Here is a 23,062-nt window from a genome sequence, read left to right on the forward strand (position 1 = left end):
TCGCCGCGGTGGTGCTTGCGACAGGTGTGGCGCTGAGCGGCTGCGCGGACGACGAGGGCGCGGAGAGGACAGCGCCTGTCTCTGCGGCTGCGTCGTCGGGTGCCGCCGAGCCATCTACGACCGGGGAGCCGGAGGCCGAGCCCGAGGACACGTGGGGCGACGTCGAGGACCCGGCGACCATGCGGGTGCCGTTGGCGATGGTCGAAGGTGTCGAGGATGTTCGCGTGTGGGAGGGGTCGCTCTTCCGCAAGAACCCGACAGCGGTAGTCGTGGCAGGCCCTGCCGATGGTGGTGGGGTCCAGACCTTGACGCTGGGGAGCAGCAGGGTGATCGGGAAGGAGACCTCGGAGGCCGAGGTCAGGTACTGGAGCCGGAACAGCGGCCTGCTCGAGGATCGGGCCGAGGTGCTCGACCCGGTGGTCGTCGACGGGCTCGAGCTGCAGCACGCGCGAGGGCGCAACGGGGTGGAGGTCGTCGACGGCTACCTGTACTCCGACGGGGAGATCTCCTACCGGGTCATCTTCACGACGCGGCTGGACTACACCGAGGCGCAGCGGGACGAGGCCATCGGGCAGGTCATGGCGACCTTGGAGTTCGAGTGAGGTCGTACGTCGGCGCTCATGGTGCTCCGATCGCCGCGGTGGTGCTTGCGACAGGCGTGGCGCTGAGCGGCTGCTCGGCTGAGGAGGACCCAGCCCAGGGTGCGTCCGCCTCGGCGGTCCCCTCGTCCGCTGCCCTGGATCCTCGCGAGGAGGAAGAACCGGAGGACACCTTCGCCGACGTCGAGGAGCCCGCGTCCCGGGCGTTGGACGCGGATCTCCTGGACGGCGTGGCTGCGATGAGTGTGTGGCAGGGCGCGGAGCTGGAGGAGGACTCCAGGCTCGCTGTCGCGGAGATCACCGTCGCGCAGCGTCCCGTGGTCGTCTCGGTGCTCACTCAGACGGGGCTGACCGCACGAGAGAGCGCGCAGGCCGAGATGCGCTACTGGATCAAGCGCAACAACACGACCGAGGGGCCGGTCGAGGTCCTCGATCCTGTCGTGGTCGACGGGGCGGAGCTGCAGCGTGTTCGTGGTGCGACGATCGCGGACCTCGTCGTGGACCGGTTCTTCTACGCCACTGGCGAGGTGAGCGTCGACGTCCAGTTCCTGACCCCGACAGAGCTGTCCGAGGCTGAGCGTGAGGACTACATCGGGCAGGTCATGGCGACCCTGGAGTTCGAGTGAGGTCGTACGTCGTTGCTCGTGGTGCCCCGATCGCAGCGGTGGTGCTTGCGACAGGTGTGGCGCTGAGCGGCTGCGCGGACGACGAGGGCGCGGAGAGGACAGCGCCTGTCTCTGCGGCTGCGTCGTCGGGTGCCGCCGAGCCATCTACGACCGGGGAGCCGGAGGCCGAGCCCGAGGACACGTGGGGCGACGTCGCCGACCCCGCGACCGTTCCCCTGGACGCCGAGCTGCTCCGAGGAGTCGAGGCCGTCAGCATCTGGGAGGGCGCGACCCCGCAGGTCGAAGAGGGTCTGGGCGGCGGAGAACTGGTGCTCGGGCCAGGCCGTTCCCTGGCGCTCCTGGTGAGCACGCTTCCAGAGGTCCTGGCCCCGGGCAGCTCGCAGGCGATGCTCCGGGACTGGTCCAGGGTCAACGGGGTGGCGACGAGCAAGGTGCAGGAGCTCGAGCCGGTGGTCGTCGACGGGCAGGAGATGTTGCGCGCACGGGGTGACAACGGGTTCACGGTCTATGACGCCTTCTTCCTCGGTGACGACCAGATCGGGATCGAGGTCGTGGTCGCGACCCCCATCGACTTCACGGACGCGGAGCGTGAGGAAGCCATCGGACAGGTCATGGTGACGCTGGAGTTCGAGTAGTCCCGCGCGCGCTGCCGCCCCAGAGGGTGAGGCGCGCCACGTCCGCGGCTCGGACGGAGCCGCAGGTGGCTGCCCACGGCGGCGTCGCGGCGCTACGGTCCCCCTGACCCGGCACGACCCGTGCCCGGCCGGCCACCCGGCGTACGACGTCGGGGGCCCAGGTGCAGCACGGCAGCAGTCCGAGGTGGAGAGCGAGGTGGGGAGCGTGGGCGAGCACGACGGCGTCGTCCCGGTCTACTTCCTGTCCGACTCCACGGGGATCAGCGCGGAGACGATGGGCAACGCGCTGCTGCTGCAGTTCCCCGAGCTGACCTTCGAGCGCACGACGATCCCGTTCATCGCCGGGGTCGAGCAGGCGCGGGAGATCGTCGCGATGCTCGACGAGGTCGCTGCCGGGCCGGTCACGCCGCTGGTCTTCTGCACCGCGGCCGCCGACGACGTGCGCCACGAGCTCAACCTCACCAAGGCGCCGGTCATCGACTTCTTCGACCTGCACATGAGCCGCGTGGAGTCGTTGCTGGGCCAGCGCGGCATCCGCCAGGCCGCCCGCCTGCACGGCGTCGGCGACATCAAGCGCTACAACGCCAGGATGGCGGCGGTGGAGTTCACCATCGAGCACGACGACGGGCAGTCGCTGCGCGCGCTCGACAAGGCCGACGTGATCCTGCTGGCGCCCTCGAGGTGCGGCAAGACGCCGACGAGCATGTACCTCGCGCTCCAGCACGGGCTGTACGTCGCCAACTACCCGCTCGTCGACGAGGACCTCGAGGACTCCGCCCTCCCGCGGCCCGTGGCCGACCTCGCCGACCGGTGCTTCGGCCTGGTGACGACCGTGGAGCGGCTCAGCCGGGTGCGCAACGAGCGCCGCCCCGGCTCCCGCTACGCCTCCCCGGAGCAGTGCCGCTGGGAGCTGCGGCGCGCCAAGGAGCTCTTCGAGGCCCACCGGCTGCCCGTCGTGGACTCCTCGGCGAAGTCCGTGGAGGAGATCTCCGCCCTCATCCTGCAGACCAAGAAGCAGCGCGCCCGCACCGCCGCGGCCGCGAGAACGAGCAGCACCAGCAGAGGGGACTCCCCAGCATGACCGGTTCCGACATCAGCAACGTCCGGTGGTTCGCCGACCTCGGCCTCGGCGACCTCGAGCAGGTCGGCGGCAAGAACGCCTCGCTGGGCGAGATGGTCTCCCACCTCACCGACCTCGGGGTGCGCGTGCCCGACGGGTTCGCCACGACCGCGGAGGCCTTCCACCGCTTCATCGGTGACACGGGCCTGGCCGAGCGGATCTCGGGGCTGCTGGCCGACCTCGACACCGACGACACCCGCGCCCTGGCCGCGACCGGCAAGGAGATCCGCGAGGCCGTCGTCGCGCAGGAGTTCCCGGCCGACCTCGAGGCCGACATCCGCACGGCGTACGACAAGCTCGTGTCCGAGGCCGGGGGCGAGGCGTCCTTCGCCGTGCGCTCCTCCGCCACCGCCGAGGACCTCCCCGACGCCTCCTTCGCCGGCCAGCAGGAGACATTCCTCAACGTCCGTGGGATCGAGGCGGTCCTCACCGCCATCCGCGAGGTCTACGCCTCGCTCTACAACGACCGCGCCATCGCCTACCGGGTGCACCACGAGTTCGCCCACGACGCGGTCGGCATCTCCGCCGGCGTCCAGCGGATGGTGCGCTCCGACATCGGCTCCTCGGGGGTCATGTTCACGATGGACACCGAGTCCGGCTTCGAGGACGCGGTCTTCATCACCTCGGCGTACGGCCTGGGTGAGGGCGTCGTCCAGGGTGCGGTCAACCCCGACGAGTTCTACGTCTACAAGCCTTCGCTGCGCGCCGGGCGCCCCGCGATCCTCAAGCGCGGCGTCGGCGGCAAGGCCACCAAGATGGTCTACACCGACGACGCGACCGTGGGACGCACGACCGAGTTCGTCGAGGTCGAGCCCGCCGACTCGCGTCGCCTGTCGCTGACCGACGACGAGGTCACCGAGCTGGCGAAGCACGCGCTGGTCATCGAGGAGCACTACGGGCGCCCGATGGACATCGAGTGGGGCAAGGACGGTGTCGACGGCAGGCTCTACATCCTCCAGGCTCGCCCGGAGACCGTGCAGTCGCGCCGCAGCGGTGCGCTCGAGCGGTTCAAGATCGACGCCTCGGCGACCAAGGGTGCCGACGTGCTGGTCGAGGGCCGCGCGATCGGCCAGAAGATCGGCGCCGGCCCGGTGCGGGTGCTGACCTCGCTCGAGGACATGCACACCTTCAACCCCGGCGAGGTGCTCGTCGCCGACATGACCGACCCCGACTGGGAGCCGATCATGAAGCGGGCCTCGGCGATCGTCACCAACCGCGGCGGCCGCACCTGCCACGCCGCGATCATCGCCCGCGAGCTGGGCATCCCCGCCGTCGTGGGCACGGGCGGTGCGACCAAGGAGCTCGCCGACGGCACCGAGGTGACCGTCTCCTGCGCCGAGGGCGACACCGGTCTGGTCTACGACGGCGTCCTGGACTTCTCCGTCGAGCGCACCGAGCTCGACTCGATGCCCGACATCCCGGTCAAGATCATGATGAACGTCGGCACGCCCGAGCAGGCCTTCGCCTTCTCCCGCCTGCCGCACTCCGGGGTCGGGCTCGCGCGGTTGGAGTTCATCATCAACCGCCAGATCGGCGTGCACCCGAAGGCGCTGCTCGACCTGGAGCGCGACCCCGCCAGCCTCGACGCCGACCTGCGCGCGGAGATCGAGGAGACGATCGCGGCGTACGACGGCCCGCGCGACTTCTTCGTCAAGCGGGTGGCCGAGGGGGTGGCGACGATCGCCGCTGCGTTCGCGCCGGAGCCGGTGATCGTGCGGATGAGCGACTTCAAGTCCAACGAGTACGCCAACCTCGTCGGTGGGCCGGCGTACGAGCCGCACGAGGAGAACCCGATGATCGGGTACCGCGGTGCGTCCCGCTACCTCTCGGACGAGTTCGCCGAGTGCTTCGAGATGGAGTGCGCGGCGCTGCGGCACGTGCGCGACGAGATGGGCCTGACCAACGTCAAGGTGATGATCCCGTTCGTCCGTACGGTCGGGGAGGCGAAGGGCGTCATCGACCTGCTCGCCCAGCACGGCCTGAGGCGCGGGGAGAACGACCTGCAGGTCGTGATGATGTGCGAGCTGCCCTCCAACGCGGTCATCGCCGAGCAGTTCCTCGAGCACTTCGACGGCTTCTCGATCGGCTCCAACGACATGACCCAGCTGACGCTGGGCCTGGACCGCGACTCCGGCCTGGTCGCCGCGACCTTCGACGAGCGCGACCCCGCGGTGCTGCACATGCTGCGGCTGGCGATCGAGGCGTGCCGCAATCAGGGCAAGTACGTCGGCATCTGCGGGCAGGGCCCCTCCGACCACCCCGACCTGGCCGAGTGGCTCGTGGAGCAGGGCATCGAGTCGATGTCGCTGAACCCCGACACCGTCGTCGACACCTGGCTGCGGCTCGGGGGCGTCACGGTCTCCTGATCGGAGCCGGTCGGCGGCGTACGTCGTCGCGGCCCGGCAACGCGAAGAGCCGCGGTCCCCGAGGGGGCCGCGGCTCTCGCGTGTGGCTGTGCCGGTGCTGTCGGATCAGCCGAGCAGGCCGCCCAGCAGGTCGCCGAGACCGAGCAGGTCCAGGACGCTGCCGATGCCACCGGGGCCGGCGAGGATGCCCTGCAGCTGGCCGAGCGGGTCGACACCGGGCTGGGCGAAGAACAGCAGGCCGCTGATGACCTGGCCCAGGATCGCGCCGGAGCCCGCGCCGCCGGGCACGAGCGCGCCGAGGGCACCGAGCTGGTCGACCATCTCGGTGAGGGCGCCGAGCCACGGGGCGGAGTCGCCGCCGACGTTGCCGGAGATCGCCTCGATGGTGCCGATGAACTGCGCGATCGCCGCCTGGACCGCGGCCGGGTTGGTGAGGTCGAGACCGCCACCGAGGCCGCCGAGCTGGGCGGTGAGCTGACCGATGAGGTCCTCGAGCTGCGGGATGCCGGCGATCGGCAGGTCGCCGGTCGGCAGGCCGCCCTGGAGCAGCTGGATCAGCGTGGCCATGGCCTCGGGGCCGCCGCCGATGGCGGTCAGCTCGCCGAGCAGGCCCTGGAGTGCGGCGGCGACGCCGGCCGGGTCCATGGCCTGGACGGCCGCGAGGAGCGCCTCGAGCTGCGCGGTGTCGAGGCCGGGGACCTCGGCCTGGCCCTGGACCTGCTCGAGGCCGGCCTGGAGCTGGGCGACGAGCGCCTGGATCGCGGCGGCGGCCTCGGGGGGCAGCACCGCGGTGAGGCCGTTGAGGTCGAGCGCGTCGAGCGCGAGCGAGCCCTGCTGGACCTGCTTGAGCACCGTCTCCTGGGTGACCGGGGCCGGCGCGCAGGCGGTCCGCACGTCGCGCTTCTCGGCCTTGACCCGCTTCTTGGCCTTGCGGACCTTAGCGGCGTTGTCGGAGCGCTTGGCCTTGCGCAGCTGCTTCTTGGCCTTGCTGAGGTCCTTGCGGGCCTGCTGGCACTGCGAGCTGACCTCGCGGTCGGCCGAGGAGCCGGCTGCCTGGGCCGCGCCGCCGGTGACGGCGACACCGCCCAGGGCGAGAGCGAGGGTGACGGTGCCGGTGACGACACCGTTCCGGAACATGCGTGAGTGCATGGTGAAACGTCCTCCCATGTAGATGAACCGCAGCCCTCCCAGACAACGGCGCGCCCAGTATGTCCACACCAGGGCCCCCCGCGCCGGGGAACGGCGGAATTGGCCCGCGCCCACGCGAGGACTGGCCGTTCGGAGGAGGGGGTGGTCTGGTCCACCCGGCGTCGCACGACCCCGTGCGTCCAGGGCCGGCAGCGGTTCCGGGGTGACGCGGACGACACTAGGAGATAGGTGAGGCTGGCCTTACTCTTGTCGCCATGACCCTCCTGCCCGTGCGCGCGGTCCAGGACGCCGACGCGTCCCCGCGCGGGGTCGCCCTGGCCCGGGGCTTGGGGCGGCACGGGGAGCGGCCGGCCCTGGTCGGGGAGGCCGGCACGACGTCGTACGCCGAGCTGGCGCGGCTGGTCGAGGCGGCCGCCGACCGGCACGCCACCCGGGTGGCGGAGCCGCTGCTGCTGGCGGTGGGGCCCCGGCTCGAGGACGTCGTCACCTACCTCGCCTGCTTGGCGGTCGGCCGGCCCGTGCTGCTGACCGACCCGGCCCGGTCGACCGACGAGCTCGAGGCGCGCTTCGGCGCGCGGCCCGGCGCACCTGCGCCGCACCCCGACCTCGCGCTGCTGATGTCGACCTCCGGCAGCACCGGCAGCCCGCGGCTCGTGCGGCTCTCCGCCCGGGCCGTGCAGGCCAACGCCGAGGCGATCGCCGACTACCTCGGGCTGACGCCCGACGACGTGGGCGTCACCGCGCTGCCGCTGCACTACTGCTACGGGCTCTCGGTCCTGCACTCGCACCTCGCCGTCGGCGCGGCCGTCGTGCTGACGGGGACCTCCGTCGTCGACCCCTGCTTCTGGACGGCCGTCGACCGCCACGGCGTCACCAGCGTGGCCGGTGTGCCGCACTCCTTCGAGATGCTCGAGGTCTCCGGTGCCGCCGCCCGGCTGGCCGCCGGGCAGCACCCCTCCGTGCGGGTGCTGACCCAGGCCGGTGGCCGGATGGCACCGGAGACCGTGCGGTCCTGGGCCGAGCGCGGGGAGCGCGGCGGCTTCGACCTCGTGGTGATGTACGGCCAGACCGAGGCCACCGCCCGGATGGCCTACCTGCCGCCGCACCTGGCCGCCGAACGACCCGACTGCGTCGGCGTGCCCGTGCCCGGCGGCGACCTGCGGCTCGAGCCGGTGGCCGGCCAGCCCGAGGGCGTCGGGGAGCTGGTCTACAGCGGGCCCAACGTGATGATGGGCTACGCCGAGACCCGCGAGGACCTCGCCCGCGGTCACGACCTCACCGAGCTGCGCACCGGCGACCTCGGGCGCCAGGACGCCGACGGCCTGTGGCGGGTGGTCGGACGGCGCAGCCGCTTCGCCAAGGTGCTCGGGCTGCGCGTCGACCTCGACCGGGTCGAGTCCGGGCTCGCCGCCGAGGGCGTCGACGCGCTCGTCGTGGACGCCGGGGACCGGGTGGCCGTCGGCGTCGTGCGCGCCTCGGTGCCCGCCTCCGCGCCCGCCGGTGCGCCGGCCGGTGCGCCCGCCGGTGCGCCGCCTCCCGCGGACGGCGCCGACCCGGTCGGTCGCGCGGCCTCGACCCCCGCGGACCGCGAGGGGCTCGCCGACCTGGTCGCCCGCACCGCGCGACTCGCCGGGGTCCCCGCGGCGGCCGTCACCGTCGTACCCCTGGAGGAGCGGCCGCTGCTCGCCTCCGGCAAGCCCGACCGCCAGCGCGTCGCCGCGCTGGCCCGGCGCCCCGAGCGGTACGTGACGGCCGGCGGCTCCTGTGCCGCGACGGCCTCCTCGCCGTCCGCGGCGGGGGTGCTCTCGGCGGTGCTCGGCCGACCGGTCGCGCCCCGGGACTCCTTCGCCTCGCTGGGCGGCGACTCCCTGTCGTACGTCGAGGCGTCGGTGCGGCTCGAGCAGCTGCTCGGCGGTCTCCCCGACGACTGGCACCTGCGCCCGGTCGGGACCCTCGTCGCCGCGCCGGCCCGGCGGGCACCGCGCGGGTGGCGGGCCGTCGAGACCGGCGTGCTGCTGCGGGCGCTGGCGATCGTGGCGATCGTCGGGACCCACGGCAACCTGCTCGACCTCACCGGCGGCGCGCACCTGCTGCTGGTGCTGATGGGCTTCAACCTGGGCCGGTTCGCGCTGGGGTCGCCGCAGCGGCGCGAGCGGGTGCGGGCGCTGGTGCGCAGCGCAGCCCGGGTGGCCGTGCCGTCGGTGCTGTGGATCGGGGGCGTGACGCTGCTGACCGGGCAGTACCCCTGGGCCACTGCCCTGCTCGTCAACCAGCTCGTCGGGCCGCGGTCGTGGACCGAGCCGGCCTGGCACTTCTGGTTCATCGAGGCGTTCGTGCTGTGCGTGCTCGGGCTGGCGCTGCTGGCCGCCGTGCCCGCGGTGCACCGGCTCGACCGTCGGCACCCCTTCTGGTTCCCGGTGGTGCTGGCCCTCGTCGGGCTGCTGACCCGCTACGAGGTCGTCGTGCTTCGCGGCGGCGACGTCATCCACCGCGCCGAGGTCGTCTGGTGGCTGGTCGCCCTGGGCTGGGCTGCCGCCCGCGCCACCACCACGACCCACCGCGCCGTCGTCTCGGCGCTGCTCGTCCTCACCGTCCCCGGCTTCTTCACCGACCCTGTCCGTGACCTGGTCGTCCTGGTCGCCGCCCTCGCGCTGGTCTGGGTGCGCCGCACCTGGGTGCCGGCCGCCCTCGTCCCGCTCGTCAGCGCCCTCGCCGCCTCCTCGCTGTGGATCTACCTCACCCACTGGCAGGTCTACCCCCACCTCGAGGTCGACCACCCGCTCCTCGCCACCCTCGCCTCCCTGGTCGTCGGCGTCCTGGTCCACCGCCTCGTGTCGCACCTGTCCGCGCTGACCCGTCGCGTCTTCGGGGCTGACCCGTCGCATCTTCGAGGCTGACCCGCCGGGTTCTGAGCGCCGACCCCTCCCACCTCCGGCGTGATGAGGAGCGTCCTCGTCGGCTTGCGTGCGCACGACCGTGCGGATCGATGATGGCCCGCGCCCAGGCCTCCCCTCACAGATAGGTGCGGCTCGTCCGGCCCAGAACCAAGGCGTCGTACGTCGCTCGCAGGCGGCGCTCGGCATTCTGGCGCGGTCCGAAGACGTGCTCCTTCCGGAAGACCTCGACGGTCCAGCCGGCCCGGAGGATCTCGCGACGACGGGTGGCGTCGTGCGCCTTCTGCTCGGGGTTGGAATGGAACTCCTCCCCGTCGTACTCGGGCCCGAACATCTCCTCAGGCAGAGCGATGTCAAGGATGTACGGCGTGCCTGGAACCGGGTGCTGGGTCGTCGGCCACGGCAGGTGCGCCTGGTGCCAGCGCAGTCGTAGGGCGGACTCGCCGAAGGACTGGGAGCCACCATCGGCCAACGGAGCGAGAGCCCTGAGGCCGACCACGCCTCGGTACCCTTTGAAGCGCGGCACCTCGGCGAGCAGCTCGGCCCGGGTGAAGGCACCCAGGGAGAGCATCGTGTCCATCCCGTGCAGGCGGACATCGGTGTTGCGCGCGAGTCGACCGATGTCGAGCGCAGTGCGAAGCGGAGTCGTGACCCGCAGACCGCCCAGCTCCACGACCTCGTCGGGTCTGAGTTCCCGTTCCCCGCTGCGGACCTGGTGGCGTCGCAGACGTCGACCGGTCAGGGTCCGGAAGCAGGAGACCTCGGGGACGGCCAGGTGGTCTCCTGGCACCAGTGCACGGTCACCCGCGAGGAGCCAGGCGGCTGAGTGGTCGCAGATGAAGGCGTCGTCCGGCACGGACAGGCTCAGGGCGGCGCACCTGGTCTCCAGCGTGTCCTCCAAGGTCGCCGGGACATAGACGCCCTTGGCCGGTCGCCGCAACCAGCGTGACAGCACGGCGCGCGTCAGCTGATCGTGCGTCATTCCGGCCTCGAGGGCCTGCTGGGTGGTGAACGGCCGCTCGCGCAGCTCGCGGGGCCCGTCCCCGGGTTCGTCGATCATGGCGAGCAGGGTGCCTGGATCCGGCGTACGAGGTGATTGCTCATCCACAGCTCAGCGCGATCGCCCTGCCAGCGGGGGTGCAGCACGCGCCGGACCAGGGTTGAGGACGTGACGGGTGAGCCCAGAAGATGCGGCGGGTGAGCCCAGAAGTCGGGGCGGGTCAGCCCAGAAGATGCGGCGGGTGAGCCCCGGAGATGCGGCGGGTGAGCCCAGAAGTCGGGGCGGGTCAGTCCCGAAGATGCGGCGGGTCAGCCACCTCTGGAGCGTCAGCGGCGGGCGGAGTCGGGGGGTGCGAAGAGGGCGGTGTCGCCGGAGAGCAGGACGGGGCGGGAGCCGGGGACGACGGTGACGTCGACGGGGGTGCCGGGCTCGAGTCGGACGCCGTGCTGCTGCCAGGAGCGGACGGTGCGCCCGGAGGGGAGGCGGACGTGGTGGAGGACGAAGGCGCCGTGGTACTCCACGCGCTCGACGACGGCCGCGGCACTGGGCTCGGGGCGCAGGGCGACCTCGTGGGGGCGCAGCATCACCTCGACGTCGAGCTCGGTGCGGCCCCACCCCGGGACGGTCGAGACGACGCCGATCTCGGAGGTCAGCAGCGCGTCGCGCACGTGGGCGGGGAGGTAGTCCGCGTCGCCCATGAAGGTCGCCACGAAGCGGTTGACCGGGGTCTCGTAGACCTCGGTCGGCGGTCCGACCTGCTCCACCACCCCACGACGTACGACGGCCAGCCGGTCACCCAGGGAGAGCGCCTCGGTCTGGTCGTGGGTGACCAGGAGCGCGGCGCTCCCGGTCAGCCGGATCGCGGCGAGGGTCTCGGCGCGCACCTGGGCGCGGAGGTTCTCGTCGAGGCTGGAGAAGGGCTCGTCGAGCAGCACGACCGCCGGGCGGGGCGCGAGGGCTCGCGCCAGGGCGACCCGCTGCTGCTCGCCGCCGGACAGCTCGTGCGGGTACCGCTCGCGCAGGTCGCCCAGCCCCACGAGCTCGAGCACCTCGGCCACGCGGGGGGCGCGCTCGGAGCGAGGGAGCCGGTCGAGGCCGAAGGCGATGTTGGTGGCGACGTCGAGGTGCGGGAAGAGGGCGTGGTCCTGGAAGACCAGGCCGACGTGGCGGCGCTCGGGCGGCACCCACCGGGAACCGGCCACCTCGCGGTCGCCCAGCCACACCGACCCCGAGTCCGGCCGCTCGAGACCGGCGGCCAGCCGCAGCAGGGTCGACTTGCCGCAGCCCGAGGGACCGATGACGGTCAGCACCTCGCCGGCCGCGACCTCGAGGTCGACGGCCTGGACCGCCGGGTGGTCGCCGTAGGACTTCGTGACCGCCTGGAGCCGCAGCGCCGGCGTCGCCCCGCCGGGGGACGGAGCGGCGGGCGAGGCCGCAGACGCGGCGGGCGTGGTGGCAGGCATCACGCCCACCATCATGGCGCCTGCCCGGTCACGCGCGTGCGGAAGGTCAGCGCGACGGGCACCACCGCGACCACGACGATGAGCAGCGCGGGCAGCGCGGCGCGCTCCCAGAAGTTCTCCGAGGCCAGCTCGTAGACCCACACCGACAGGGTCGTGAACCCGAAGGGCCGCAGCAGCAGCACCAGCGGCAGCTCCTTGACGGCGTCGACGATGACCAGGGTCAGCGCGACCGCGACGCCCGAGCGCGCCAGCGGCAGGTGCACCCGGCGCAGCAGTCGGCCGGGGGTCGCGCCGAGGGTCAGCGCGGAGGCGCTCACGGTCGGGGGGATGCGGCCGAAGCTGGCGTCGACGGCCTGGTAGGCCGGGGCGGTGAACCGCACGACGTAGGCCAGCAGGATGCCCAGCACCGACCCGGTGACCAGCACCCCCGTGCCGTCCTCGCGCCCGAGGGCCTCCAGGAGGCGGTCGGCGCCCTCGAAGAGCGCCAGCACGCCGATGCCGACGACGGCACCGGGCACGGCGTACCCGAAGGTCGTGGCCTGGGCGGCGCCCCGCACCCAGCGTCCGCCACCGAGCCGCAGCGCGTGGGCGAGCACGACCGAGACCAGCACGCACGAGACGGCGGCGATGGCGGCGACCAGCACCGAGCTGGTGAGGTGGTCTGCGAAGCGGTCGTCGACCAGCGGGTTGTCGTCGGCGACGGCCGACCAGGCCCAGGTGGCGAGCCGCAGCACGGGCAGCCCGAAGGCGAGCGCCGCCACCAGCGCGCAGGCGCCCGTGGCGGCCACGGCGCGGCCTCCGGTGAGCTCCCGGCGCTCCAGCCCGCGCCCGCGTCCGCCGCGCTGGTGGTAGCGCGCACCGCCGCGCAGGCCGCGCTCCATCCCGAGCACCACGAGGGCGAAGACCAGCACCAGGCTCGCGAGCGAGACGGCCGAGGCGACGTCGAAGGAGCCCTTCCAGGTCAGGTAGACCCCGACCGAGACCGTGCGGACGTTGAAGTACTGCACGGTCGCGAAGTCGGTGAGCACCTCCATCGTCACCAGCGCCAGTCCGGCAGCCAGCGAGGGGCGCGCGAGCGGCAGCAGGACGGTCCGGAAGGCGCGGGCCGGCGACGCGCCGAGCGTGCGCGCGGCGTCGTACGCCGTCGGGGCGAGGTCGGTGAAGGCGGCCCGCACCAGGAGGTAGACGTAGGGGTACAGCGTGAGGACCAGCACCACCGACGCGCCCCCGAGCGAGCGGACCGGCAGGGCACCGAGGTCGTCCCCGAGGACGCTGCGCAGGGCGCCCTGGACGGGGCCGGCGTAGTCGAAGGTGGACAGGAAGACGAAGCCCAGGATGTAGGCCGGCATCGCCAGCGGGAGCACCAGCAGCCAGGACAGCACCCGGCGTCCGGGGAACTCGTGCACGCTGACCAGCCACGCCAGCCCGGTGCCGAGCGCGGCGGTGCCGAGGGCGACGAACGTGACCAGCAGCAGCGTCGTGAGGACCATCCGTCCCACGCCGCCGGGCAGCTCCAGCCCGCCCTGGAGCAGCGCGCGCAGCGCCACCGCCACCACCGGGCTGGCGATGAGCGCGGCGACGACCAGCACCGCCGTGGACCAGCCGGGGCGGCCCGCACCCAGCAGGCGGCGACGGCTGCGCGGGCGGACGAGGCCCGGCGCAGGGGCCACCGCGGGTGCGGGGGCGGGTGCGGTCACGGGGTGCTGCTCGAGGCGGTCAGCGGTAGCCCGCGGCGTCGAGGACCTCGACGGCCTCGGCGTTGAGGGAGCCGTACGCCGTCGCGTCGACCGGCAGCCGCTCGAAGTCGCCGAAGGAGGCGACCAGCGGCTCGGGCTCGACGTCGGGGTTCACCGGCAGCTCGTGGTTGCCGTCGACGAAGGCGCTCTGGCCGTCGGTGGCCAGCCACTCCAGGAGCTGCTGCGCCTCGGCGGAGGCCGGGCTGCCGGCGACGACGCCGGCACCGGAGATGTTCACGTGGGTCCCGGCGCCGTCCTGGCTGGCCCAGTAGGGGGCCACGCCGAAGTCGGGGTCCTCCTCCAGCAGCCGGGCCAGGTAGTAGTGGTTGGTGATGCCGACCTCGCAGCCGCCGGCGTCGATGGCCTCCAGCAGCTCGATGTCGTTGCTCATGATCTCGACGTCGTTGGCGACCCAGCTCTCGACGATCTCCTGGGCCCGCTCGCGGCCGTGCAGGTCGATCAGGCTGGCGACCAGGCTCTGGGTGTAGGAGGAGGTCTCGTCGCGCATGCAGATCCGCCCGCGCCACTGCGGGTCGCCGAGACCGGCGTAGGTGTCCTCGGCGTCGAAGTCGTCGGGGTCCACGGCCTCGGGGTCGTAGACGATCGTGCGCGCGCGCATGGCCAGGCCGTACCACTCGCCGTCGGGGTCGCGGAGGTCCTCGGGGACCGCACCGTCGAGCACGGTGGACTCGACCGGCTCGAGGACGCCCTGCTCGCCGGCGTTCCACAGCATGCCGGCGTCGACGGTCATGAAGACGTCGGCGGGGGTGTCCTCGCCCTCGGCCTTGAGCCGCTCCAGCAGCTCGGCGTCGTCGCCGTAGAGGAACTCCACGGTCAGCCCGGTCTCCTCGGTGAAGTCCTCGAACGCCGACTCGAGGTCGTAGTGCCGTGCCGAGTAGACCTGCAGGTCGGCCTCCTCGCCGCCGAACAGGCCGCAGCCGGACAGGGCCATCGGGGTCAGCAGGGCCACGGCGAGCGCGGGCAGGGAGCGGCGGCGGGACATCGGGACTCCTGGTGGGGCGGGGAAGGTGCCGTACGTCGGCGCGACCGGAGCCGCAGCCGAGGAAAGGTTAGCCTGCCCTTTCCAACACCGACCAGTGGTCCGACGGGTGGAGGGGGTCACACGCCGGCGTACGACGCGAGCCCGCAGAGCACCACGACGAAGGCCCCGACGGGCCGTGCTCCTGGGTGGAGCTGCGGACCGTCGGGGCCTTCGTCGTGGTGCTGGGTGCCGCCCGGTGCCAGGGCGGCACCCGGGATCAGACGGCCACCGGCTCGGCGTCGGCGACCAGGCCGTTGGCCATGCCCCAGGCGACGGCCTGGGTGCGACGCTCGACGTCGATCTTGCGGTAGGCCTGACGGATGTAGGTCTTGATCGAGTTGATCGACAGCCCCAGCTCCTCGCCGATCTCGCCGTTGGTGAGACCGCCGGTGATGAGGGTGAGGATCTCCAGCTCACGGGGGGTGAGCCGGCTGCCGGCGGGGGCCTGCGGGGTGCGGATGGGGGCGACTGGCTCCACCGGCTCGGCGGGGGTGTGGACCCGCGGGGCGGGGACGCCCCGGCCGGACACGATGTCCTCGAGGGCCACGACCAGCTGCGCCGCGGTCATCGACTTGGACAGGTAGGGGCTGGTGTTGTCGGGCAGCATGTCGGCCGGCGCCCAGCTGAACACCACGGCCTGGGCCTCGGCGGCCGACTGCAGGTTGCGCAGCATCGAGGCGCTGTAGGAGGACTGCTGCATCGGCTCGTAGAGGACGACGTCGACGTCCTCCGGGTGGGCGAGGGCGGTGCGGACGTCGATCAGCCGCACGCGCTCGGCATAGGGGGTCAGCAGCGTCTCCAGGCCGGCGACAGCCAGGTCGTTGTCGTCGACGATGGTTGCCGTCAGGGTCTTCCTCTCGAAGGTCATGCTCGTCACCTCTGTGGAACGTCAGGAATCCGGGTGAAGCACCGGCAGGCGCCTCACTCCTGTGTTTATCCAGTGCTCCAGGGTTCAATCACATCTCACCCCTTCGGGTTGACCTGTCCGGACCAGCACCTCCCCCCGGCTCGGAGGGGAGGGGGTTGACCCGAGCGGTCCCCCGTCGACAGGTGCGGAGATGTGCTCTGACCAGGGCGAACGTCGATCAGCACGACGGTGGACCGGTCGGCCTGCGGTGCCTGGGTCGGCCCGGTCGCGGGCTCGCCGGAAGGACCGTGTGGCCGAGATCGCGTCGGTAACGACCGGGTCCGGTGTGGATGCTGCGTGGAAGGTCGGCGGTGCTCAGCTCGGTCGGGCGGCCGGGATCTCCCGGGCCCGGTCGACCAGCGACAGCGCCGCGCTCACGGGGTCGCCCGGCAGGTGCAGCGCCCCCCACTCGGCGGCGAGCTCGGCGGTCGCGCCCGGCCCGGCCACCGCCAGCGTCTGGTCGCGCGCGAGGCGGCGTACGACGGCGACGTCGGCCTCGCCGAGCTGGAAGACCTGGGGGAGGGTGCCGGCGAGCACCACCAGCTCGGGCCGCACGACGTCGACGGCGACCTGGACCGAGGGCAACGGGCAGTTGGGGCCGAGGAACCGGGTGCGCCAGCCGGCGCGCTGCAGGACGACCTCGAAGGCCTTGAGTGCGATGTCGTGGGACTCCTCGGGCGGGCAGGCCAGCAGCGCGGTGGGCCCCGAGCGGGTGCCCGGACCGACGGCGAGCGCCGCGAGCCGGCCGCGGACCAGGTCGCTGGCGAAGTGCTCGTCGGCGACGTCGAAGTCCCCGGACTCCCAGCCCTGCCCGACCTGGGCCATAAAGGGGAGCAGCACGTCGCGGATGGCGGTCTCGACCGAGACCGTGCGCAGCAGCCGGTCCAGCGCCTCGTGCATCGAGCCGACGTCGAAGGCCAGCATCGCGGCCTCGAGCTCGGCGCGGGTGCGGGCGACGTCGAGCGAGCCCTCGCTGTGGGCGCTGCCGTCCTCGGGGCGGTCATGGCCCTCGGCGCGGGTGCGCTCGTTGGCCAGGATGTCGGCGGCCGCCTGGGCGGCGGGCACCCCGCGCTCGCGCGCGGCCTGCATCGCCAGCGCCCGGCGCTCGTCCTCGGGCCCGTAGAGGCGGTAGCCGGCCTGGGTGCGCGTGGGGCTGAGCAGGCCGTAGCGCATCTCCCACGCGCGCAGCAGGGTCTCGCTGACGCCGACCCGGGTGGCCAGCACCCCGATCCGCCAGCGCTCCGCCGGACCGCCGCTCATGGTTCCTCCTGGCTCCGCCCCCGGCACCGTGTGTCGCCGGTGCCTGGGAGGTGACCCCGCCGTCGCCGGCGCTGCCCGGTCACCCCCACCTTCTCTTGACCTTCTACCGACCCTCGACAGCGGGGTTACACTGGTGCATCGAGCCCGTCGCCGGGCCGTGTTGGGTCGGCGAGGGGAGCATCGCACATCGATCGACCCGGGAGGTCGAGACCCTTGACGGACCCGCAGCCGCTCGGTCGGCTCATCGACTCCTTGGGCGTGGAGCACCGCCCGGAGGAGGGTGAGCTCGTCCTCGGCGCGGTCGTGCTGATGAAGGTGATGGAGGCCGACGGCCGCATCTCGATGCGCTCGGCCTGGTCGCCCGGCCTGAGCTGGATGGAGCGCGTGGGCATGCACCAGGCGGCCGCGCAGACGGACCTGCCCGTGCGGCCCTCCGGCCAGTGGGACACCCGCGAGCTCGACAGCGGGGTCTCCGTCGAGGGCATGGACGGCGACGGCTGGGACGAGCCCGACCAGCGCTGACCCGTCGGTCGCACCGCCGCCGCGGGCGTGCGGCCCGCCGGCCCGCCACGGGGCGAGCCCGTCGACGTCGTACGCCGCGGGGTGGCTCAGCAGGCCTCGGCGAGGGCTCCGCGCAGCTGCAGCAGCAGCCGCTGGAGCAGGCGGGAGACCTGGATCTGGCTCATGCCCAGACGACTGGCGATCTCGCGCTGGGGCAGCTCGTCGGCGAAGCGCAGGCGCAGCAGGTCGCGCTCGCGCGGGCTGAGCGTGCGCAGCAGCGGGGCGACGACGAGGCGGGCCTCGGTGCGGGCGACGTCGGCCTCGTGGCCGGGGTCGCCGACCTCGCGCAGGACCGCGGCCTCGCCCTCGCCGCCCTCGGCTCCCGGAGAGGTGTCGAGGGAGAGGAGCGAGAAGCAGGAACGGGCGACGAGCGCCTCGCGGACGACGTCCACCGACTCCTCCACCTCGTCGGCCAGGGCGCTCACCGCGGCCTCGTCCACCCGGTCCAGGGCAGCGCCGGAGCGGACCAGGCGGCCGTGGGCCCGCTGGACCTCACGCGGGGGCCGGATGGTCCAGGAGTGGTCGCGGAAGTGGCGACGGATCTCGCCGGTCATCGACGGCACGGCGTAGGAGAGCAGGTCGCGCTCATGGCTGGGGTCGAAGGAGCGCACGGCCCGCACGAGGGCGAGGTAGGCGACCTGGGTGAGGTCCTCGACGGGGATGGACTTGCGGGCGTACCGACGCGCGACGGCCTCGGCGACGCGCATGTTGAGCTCGACCACGCGGTCCAGGCACGCGGCCCGCTCCTCGGGGGAGACGTCGGCGGCGTGGGCCCGGGCGAGCAGCTCGGCGGTCTGCTCGGAGCGCTGGGCGTCGGTAAGCCGGCGGGCGGAGAGCTCGTCCTGGGCGAGGTGGGCGTCGGCTGGGGCGGTCGGCTGGCGGCGTACGAACGGGACGACGTCGTCGGTGCGGGCCTCGTGCCGATCGTCGAGCGGGCTGGTCGTCATGCCGTCCTCGCTCTCTGCGCTGGGCGCGGTGTGGCCGGTCTCCCGGCAGGTGCGTTGCTTGTTGAAGAACTCTAAACAACCTTCGACAAACCCTGCACACTTCTCACCCTTTTGGGCCGGGGCCGGGGAGCTGCCCGGGAGGCGGTCGGGCGACGGGGAGGACACCGCCGCGCGGGACGCACGCCTGGAACGGCCCCGCGAACGGGCCGCAGCATCAAGAATGCACCCGTGGTGGTCGCACGCGCTCCCTTCGGCTCCTGGCTCCTCGGCCCGGAGGGCCAGTCGCTGCGCCGGCTGCGGGTGCGGATCCAGCTGCTGCTGACTTTCGGCATCTCGCTGACCCACGCCATCGGGGCCGGGATCGTCGTGGTGCTGACGCTGTTCGTGATCCCGCGGCCCGGCAGCAACGACGACCTCTACCTCGCCCTCGCCGTCGCGGTGCCGGTGTACGTGGGGCTCGCCCTGCTCGTCGGCGTCGTGTGGGGCACCCGGGTGGCGTTTCGCTCGCTGCGCTGGGCCCTGCGCGGCGAGGAGCCGACGCCGACGGACCGTCGTCGCGCCATGCGGGTGCCGCTGCAGCTGGCGGCCGTCTCCGGGGTCCTGTGGGCCGGCGCCGCGGTGCTCTTCACCGGGCTGGCGCTCTGGCTGGCCCCCTCCCGGGCGCTCGGCACCGGACCGACGGTGGCCATCGGCGGCGTCGTGGTCTGCGCGGTGACCTACCTGCTCGCGGAGTTCGTCCTGCGCCCGGTCGCCGCCCGCGCGCTCACCGGCGCCCCCGGCACCCGCCGCCCCAGGGGTCTCGGCGTGGGCGGACGGATGCTCACCTTCTGGCTGCTCGGCACCGGGATGCCGCTGCTCGGGCTGGGGTACGCCGCCCTGCTGGCGCTCGTGCAGGGCGACGTCTCCGCGGACCGGATGGCGGTGGAGGCGCTCGCGATCTCCGGCGTGGTGCTGGTCTTCGGGCTGCTCGTCACCGTGCTCAACGCCCGCTCGGTCGTCGCCCCGCTGGTCTCGGTGCGACGAGCCCTGGGGCGGGTGCAGGACGGCGACCTGGAGCAGCGGGTGCCGGTCTACGACGCCACCGAGCTCGGCCTGCTGCAGGCCGGCTTCAACCACATGGCCGAGGGCCTGGCCGAGCGCGAGCACCTGCGCGACCTCTTCGGCCGCCACGTCGGGCAGGAGGTCGCCCGCGCGGCCGCCTCCGGCGACGTCGAGCTCGGCGGGGAGACCCGGTGCGTCACCGTCCTGTTCGTCGACCTGGTCGGCTCCACGACGATGGCGGCGGGCCGCGACCCCGCCGAGGTCGTGGAGCTGCTCAACGGCTTCTTCGAGGTCGTCGTCGACGAGGTCGACCGGCACGGTGGGCTGGTCAACAAGTTCATGGGCGACGCGGTGCTCGCGGTCTTCGGCGCCCCGGTCGACCTCCCGGACCACGCCACCCGGGGGCTGCGGGCGGCCCGCGCGATGGTCGAGCGGCTCGCCGCCGAGCAGCCCACCATCGACGCCGGGATCGGCGTCTTCACGGGGGAGACCGTCGCCGGCAACGTCGGCACCCGCTCGCGGTTGGAGTACACCGTGATCGGGGACGCCGTGAACGCCGCCGCCCGCCTCACCGAGCTGGCCAAGGACGTCGAGGGCCGGGTGCTCACCTGCGCCGAGACGGTCGGGGACGCGAGCGAGGACGAGGCGGCCCGGTGGGTCCGGCACGACACGGTGACCCTGCGGGGCCGGACCTCGGAGACCGAGCTGTTCGTCCGCACGTGAGGCACGGCACAGCGTCGCCGAGTCGGTCGTCGGCGGCGTACTCCTCCAGCATGGGGGCGTGAGCGCACCCTCCTCGCCCGCGACGGCCCCGCGGGAGCGGTTGCTGTGGGTCGACGTGGCCAAGGGCGTGTGCATCCTGCTGGTGGTGCTCCACCACGCCGTGGTCAAGGACCTCGCCGTGCAGGCGCCGCCGGCGCTGACCCCGGTCGCGGAGGCGTGGGCGGCTGTGACGATGGCTCTCAAGCCCGTGCGGATGCCGCTCTTCTTCGTGCTCAGCGGCCTCGTGGCTGCCGGAGCGGTGACCCGGCCCTGGCCCCAGGCCCGGCGCCGGGTGCTCTCGCCCTACTACCTGTACGTCGTGTGGCTGGTCCTGCAGGGCGCCTTCTTCTCGGTCGAGCGGCTGCTGCCGATGAACCGCACCCAGGACCTCACCGAGCTCGCGGGCGACCTGGTGTGGGCCTCGACCGGGCTGTGGTTCCTCTACGCCCTGGCCGTCTACTTCGCGCTGGCGCGAGTGCTCTCGAGGTGCCCACGCGAGGGGGTGCTGCTGGCCGCCGCGGTCGTCTCCGCGCTCTCTGGACTGGTCCCCACAGAGGACTGGAACCGCACCTCGGTGCTGTTCCACTTCACCTTCTTCGCCCTCGGGGCGCTCGCGCCGGACGTGGTGCGCCGGGTCGCGGACCGGGCGGTGGGACTGCTTCCGCGGCTGGCGGCGGGCTACCTGCTGCTCGTGGTGGTGCTGCCGCTGGTGCCCCTGCCGCGCACGGTGGACCTGCTCGTCGCGAGCGTGGTGGGCGTCCCGCTGGGGATCGGCCTGTGCGTGCGCCTGGCCCAGGGCCCGGCCGCGGACCGCCTGGCCTGGCTCGGACGTCGGACGCTGCCGGTCTACGTCCTGCACGCTCCGCTGCTGGCGCTCGCCCTCCACCTGCCCGAGCCGCTGCGGGTCGACCCCCTGGGCCGGGGCTACCTGGGCTGGCTCGAGGCAGCGGCGTACCCCGTGGTGCTCACGGTGCTCGCCGTGGTCGCCGCGCTGGTGCTGCACGCGACCCTGCAGAGGGCCGGGGCCTCGGCGCTCTTCACGCTCCCGCAGCGTCCGGCTGCGGGACCGCGGACCGGCCGGTCAGCCCGACGGGCCGACCCGGCTCAGGCGACGGTGGCCGCGAGGTCCTGAACGGGGCGGCCGGCGCGGTGCCGGCCGGGGGTGGTGACCCCGGTGGCTGTGGCGGTGCGCGTGCCGGCGGCGACGGCCTGCGGGGTCGGGACGTCGGCGGTGGCGTCCTCGACGGCCAGCACGGCCTCGAGGTGGGCCGCAACGTCAGCGGCGCTGGGACGCTCGGCTGGGACCCGGGCGGTCATGGCCGCCAGCAGCCTGGTCCACGCGGCGCCGAGCGAGGTGGGGATCGCCGGGCTGCGGTGCACGCGGGCCCAGGCCGAGCTGTCGTCGGGGCCGGAGTACTCCCGGTGGCCGGTGAGCGCCTCGAGGAACATCAGGCCCAGGGCGAAGACGTCGACCGCCGTGCCGATCGCCTCGCCCAGGACCTGCTCGGGGGCGAGGTAGGCGAGCGAGCCGACGGTGTGGCCGGGACGGCCGTGCGGGTCGGGCTCGCCCACGTCGAGGCTGATGCCGAGGTCGCAGATGCGGGCGCTGCCGGAGGGGTCGAGCAGCACGTTGGCGGGCTTCACGTCGCGGTGGACGATGCCCTCGGAGTGCAGGTAGGCCAGCGCCGAGGCGACGTCGCGCCCGATCGCGGCGACCCGCTGCGGGTCGAGCGGACCGTCGGTCAGCACGGTCGCGAGGTCGGGGCCGTCGACCAGCTCCAGCACGAGGTACGGCGCTCCGTGGCCCTCCCACGCGGCGTCGAGGATCCGCACCAGCCCGGGGTGGCGCAGGTCGGCGAGCAGCCGGCCCTCGTCGCGCAGGCGCAGCCGGTGCTGGGCGCGGCCCAGGCCGGGTCGCACCCGCTTGAGGGCGACGTCGCGGCCCAGGCGCAGGTCGTGCGCGCGGTGCACGGTGGCGGTGCCGCCGGCGGCGATGGTGCCGTCGACGCGGTAGCGCCCGAGGACCTCGGTCTGCTGCTGCTCGGTCATCACTGCCCTCTCCGTACGGTCCACCCAGGGGTTCCCCGGGTGCGGGCCGGGCTAACCGCCCGGAGGGGTGGCAAGGGCCACGCCGGGGACGACCGGGCGGTGGGCCTCGGGTCCGCTCAGCGACAGACGCTGGCGGCGGCCTCGACCAGGGACGGGCCGTACCACGTGAGCAGCCGCCCGCTCACCAGCTCCACGGGCGTGCGGGTGAAGGCCTCCGGGCCGTCGTCGGTGGTGAAGACGTAGGGCTCGTCGGGCAGCAGCACCGCGTCGGCACCCGCGGAGTCGATCGCCTCGGCGGTGACGGTCGGGTAGCGCTGCTGGGGCTGCTGGGGGTCGCCGCCCGGCTCCCCGCCAGCCACGGCCTCCGCGTCGGGGACGACGACCTCCCAGCCCAGCCGGCGGCACAGGTCGGCGGTGAACGTGCGCGGACCCACGACCATCCACGGGTCGCGCCAGATCGGCACGACGACCCGACGGGTCACCGGCGGCAGGTCCCCGCACCAGAGACGCCGGGCCTCGGCCAGCCACGCGGGTCGCGGCCAGCCCAGCAGGTCGAGCACCCGCTCGAGCTCGGCGACGCCCTGGGGGACGGTCTCGATGTCGGTCACCTCGACCCGCACCCCGGAGTCGCGCAGCCGCCGGACGTCCAGCTCGCGGTTCTCCTCGCGGTTGACCACCACGACGTCGGGGCGCAGGGCCCTGATCGCGGTGAGGTCCGGGTTCTTCGTCCCGCGCACCCGCGCGACGCCGTACGACTCCAGGTCGGCGGGGTGCGTGCACCAGTCGGTGGCGCCCACGAGCCCCTCGGGATCGACGCTGGCCAACGCCTCGGTGATCGAGGGCACCAGCGAGACCACGCGCCGCGCCCTCACCGCCGAACCGTCACTTCCGAACCCCCGACCCGT

At 73.5% G+C, this 23,062-nt stretch carries 19 protein-coding genes; 9 read left to right on the forward strand and 10 right to left on the reverse strand.

Annotated features, from left to right (window positions below):
* Positions 1-8 precede the first annotated feature (8 nt).
* The 5 genes from ACYVID_RS04535 (at position 9) to ppsA (ending at position 5,346) form a co-directional block, all read left to right on the forward strand.
* Positions 9-602, forward strand: coding sequence for a hypothetical protein (locus ACYVID_RS04535; RefSeq protein WP_460734846.1), 594 nt, complete (start codon positions 9-11; stop codon positions 600-602).
* 38 nt (positions 603-640) lie between these two features.
* Positions 641-1,225, forward strand: a complete 585-nt coding sequence (locus ACYVID_RS04540; protein WP_460734848.1) for a hypothetical protein — start codon at positions 641-643, stop codon at positions 1,223-1,225.
* Positions 1,226-1,263: 38 nt separating this feature from the next.
* Positions 1,264-1,860, forward strand: coding sequence for a hypothetical protein (locus ACYVID_RS04545; RefSeq protein ID WP_460734850.1), 597 nt, complete (start codon positions 1,264-1,266; stop codon positions 1,858-1,860).
* 205 nt (positions 1,861-2,065) lie between these two features.
* Positions 2,066-2,941 (forward strand): pyruvate, water dikinase regulatory protein, encoded by an 876-nt coding sequence (locus ACYVID_RS04550; protein WP_300642485.1) that lies wholly within the window; start codon positions 2,066-2,068, stop codon positions 2,939-2,941.
* Positions 2,938-5,346 (forward strand): phosphoenolpyruvate synthase, encoded by a 2,409-nt coding sequence (ppsA, locus tag ACYVID_RS04555; protein WP_460734852.1) that lies wholly within the window; start codon positions 2,938-2,940, stop codon positions 5,344-5,346. The genes ACYVID_RS04550 and ppsA overlap by 4 nt, the downstream gene beginning before the upstream one ends.
* Before the next feature lie 105 nt (positions 5,347-5,451).
* Here ppsA and ACYVID_RS04560 read toward each other — a convergent pair whose 3' ends face one another.
* A complete protein-coding gene (locus tag ACYVID_RS04560; protein WP_460734854.1) occupies positions 5,452-6,495 on the reverse strand; it encodes a hypothetical protein in 1,044 nt (347 codons plus the stop codon).
* A gap of 254 nt (positions 6,496-6,749) precedes the next feature.
* Here ACYVID_RS04560 and ACYVID_RS04565 point away from each other — a divergent pair, with 254 nt between their 5' ends.
* A complete protein-coding gene (locus tag ACYVID_RS04565; RefSeq protein WP_460734856.1) occupies positions 6,750-9,392 on the forward strand; it encodes an AMP-binding protein in 2,643 nt (880 codons plus the stop codon).
* A 115-nt stretch (positions 9,393-9,507) separates the two neighbouring features.
* Here ACYVID_RS04565 and ACYVID_RS04570 read toward each other — a convergent pair whose 3' ends face one another.
* From ACYVID_RS04570 to ACYVID_RS04595, 6 genes are all read right to left on the reverse strand, one after another.
* On the reverse strand, positions 9,508-10,449 hold the full coding sequence (locus ACYVID_RS04570) for a type IV toxin-antitoxin system AbiEi family antitoxin domain-containing protein (protein WP_460734858.1): 942 nt from the start codon (positions 10,447-10,449) through the stop codon (positions 9,508-9,510).
* A gap of 266 nt (positions 10,450-10,715) precedes the next feature.
* Positions 10,716-11,852: an ABC transporter ATP-binding protein gene (locus tag ACYVID_RS04575; RefSeq protein ID WP_460734860.1), complete on the reverse strand. Its 1,137-nt coding sequence runs from the start codon at positions 11,850-11,852 to the stop codon at positions 10,716-10,718.
* Between the two features lie 11 nt (positions 11,853-11,863).
* Complete coding sequence (locus tag ACYVID_RS04580) at positions 11,864-13,549, reverse strand: ABC transporter permease (protein ID WP_460734862.1); 1,686 nt, start codon at positions 13,547-13,549, stop codon at positions 11,864-11,866.
* Positions 13,550-13,568: 19 nt separating this feature from the next.
* Positions 13,569-14,591, reverse strand: coding sequence for an extracellular solute-binding protein (locus tag ACYVID_RS04585; RefSeq protein WP_460734864.1), 1,023 nt, complete (start codon positions 14,589-14,591; stop codon positions 13,569-13,571).
* A 256-nt stretch (positions 14,592-14,847) separates the two neighbouring features.
* Complete coding sequence (locus ACYVID_RS04590) at positions 14,848-15,498, reverse strand: helix-turn-helix transcriptional regulator (protein WP_300642462.1); 651 nt, start codon at positions 15,496-15,498, stop codon at positions 14,848-14,850.
* 354 nt (positions 15,499-15,852) lie between these two features.
* Positions 15,853-16,797 (reverse strand): MerR family transcriptional regulator, encoded by a 945-nt coding sequence (locus ACYVID_RS04595; RefSeq protein WP_460734867.1) that lies wholly within the window; start codon positions 16,795-16,797, stop codon positions 15,853-15,855.
* A gap of 213 nt (positions 16,798-17,010) precedes the next feature.
* Here ACYVID_RS04595 and ACYVID_RS04600 point away from each other — a divergent pair, with 213 nt between their 5' ends.
* Positions 17,011-17,319 (forward strand): hypothetical protein, encoded by a 309-nt coding sequence (locus tag ACYVID_RS04600; RefSeq protein WP_460734869.1) that lies wholly within the window; start codon positions 17,011-17,013, stop codon positions 17,317-17,319.
* An 86-nt stretch (positions 17,320-17,405) separates the two neighbouring features.
* Here ACYVID_RS04600 and ACYVID_RS04605 read toward each other — a convergent pair whose 3' ends face one another.
* Positions 17,406-18,305, reverse strand: coding sequence for a sigma-70 family RNA polymerase sigma factor (locus tag ACYVID_RS04605; protein ID WP_460734871.1), 900 nt, complete (start codon positions 18,303-18,305; stop codon positions 17,406-17,408).
* Positions 18,306-18,533: 228 nt separating this feature from the next.
* Between ACYVID_RS04605 and ACYVID_RS04610 the strand changes: the two genes are divergently transcribed.
* Positions 18,534-20,069, forward strand: coding sequence for an adenylate/guanylate cyclase domain-containing protein (locus ACYVID_RS04610; protein WP_460734873.1), 1,536 nt, complete (start codon positions 18,534-18,536; stop codon positions 20,067-20,069).
* Positions 20,070-20,127: 58 nt separating this feature from the next.
* Entirely contained in the window at positions 20,128-21,240 is a 1,113-nt protein-coding gene (locus ACYVID_RS04615) for an acyltransferase family protein (RefSeq protein ID WP_460734875.1), read from the forward strand.
* On the opposite strand, the gene ACYVID_RS04620 is transcribed toward ACYVID_RS04615, so the two are convergent.
* Both ACYVID_RS04620 and ACYVID_RS04625 read right to left on the reverse strand, forming a co-directional pair.
* Entirely contained in the window at positions 21,213-22,157 is a 945-nt protein-coding gene (locus ACYVID_RS04620; RefSeq protein WP_460734877.1) for a serine/threonine-protein kinase, read from the reverse strand. The two genes, ACYVID_RS04615 and ACYVID_RS04620, sit on opposite strands and share 28 nt — an antisense overlap.
* 116 nt (positions 22,158-22,273) lie before the next feature.
* Entirely contained in the window at positions 22,274-23,029 is a 756-nt protein-coding gene (locus ACYVID_RS04625) for a helical backbone metal receptor (RefSeq protein ID WP_460734879.1), read from the reverse strand.
* Positions 23,030-23,062: the final 33 nt, after the last annotated feature.

This window comes from Nocardioides ginkgobilobae, from assembly GCF_054781275.1.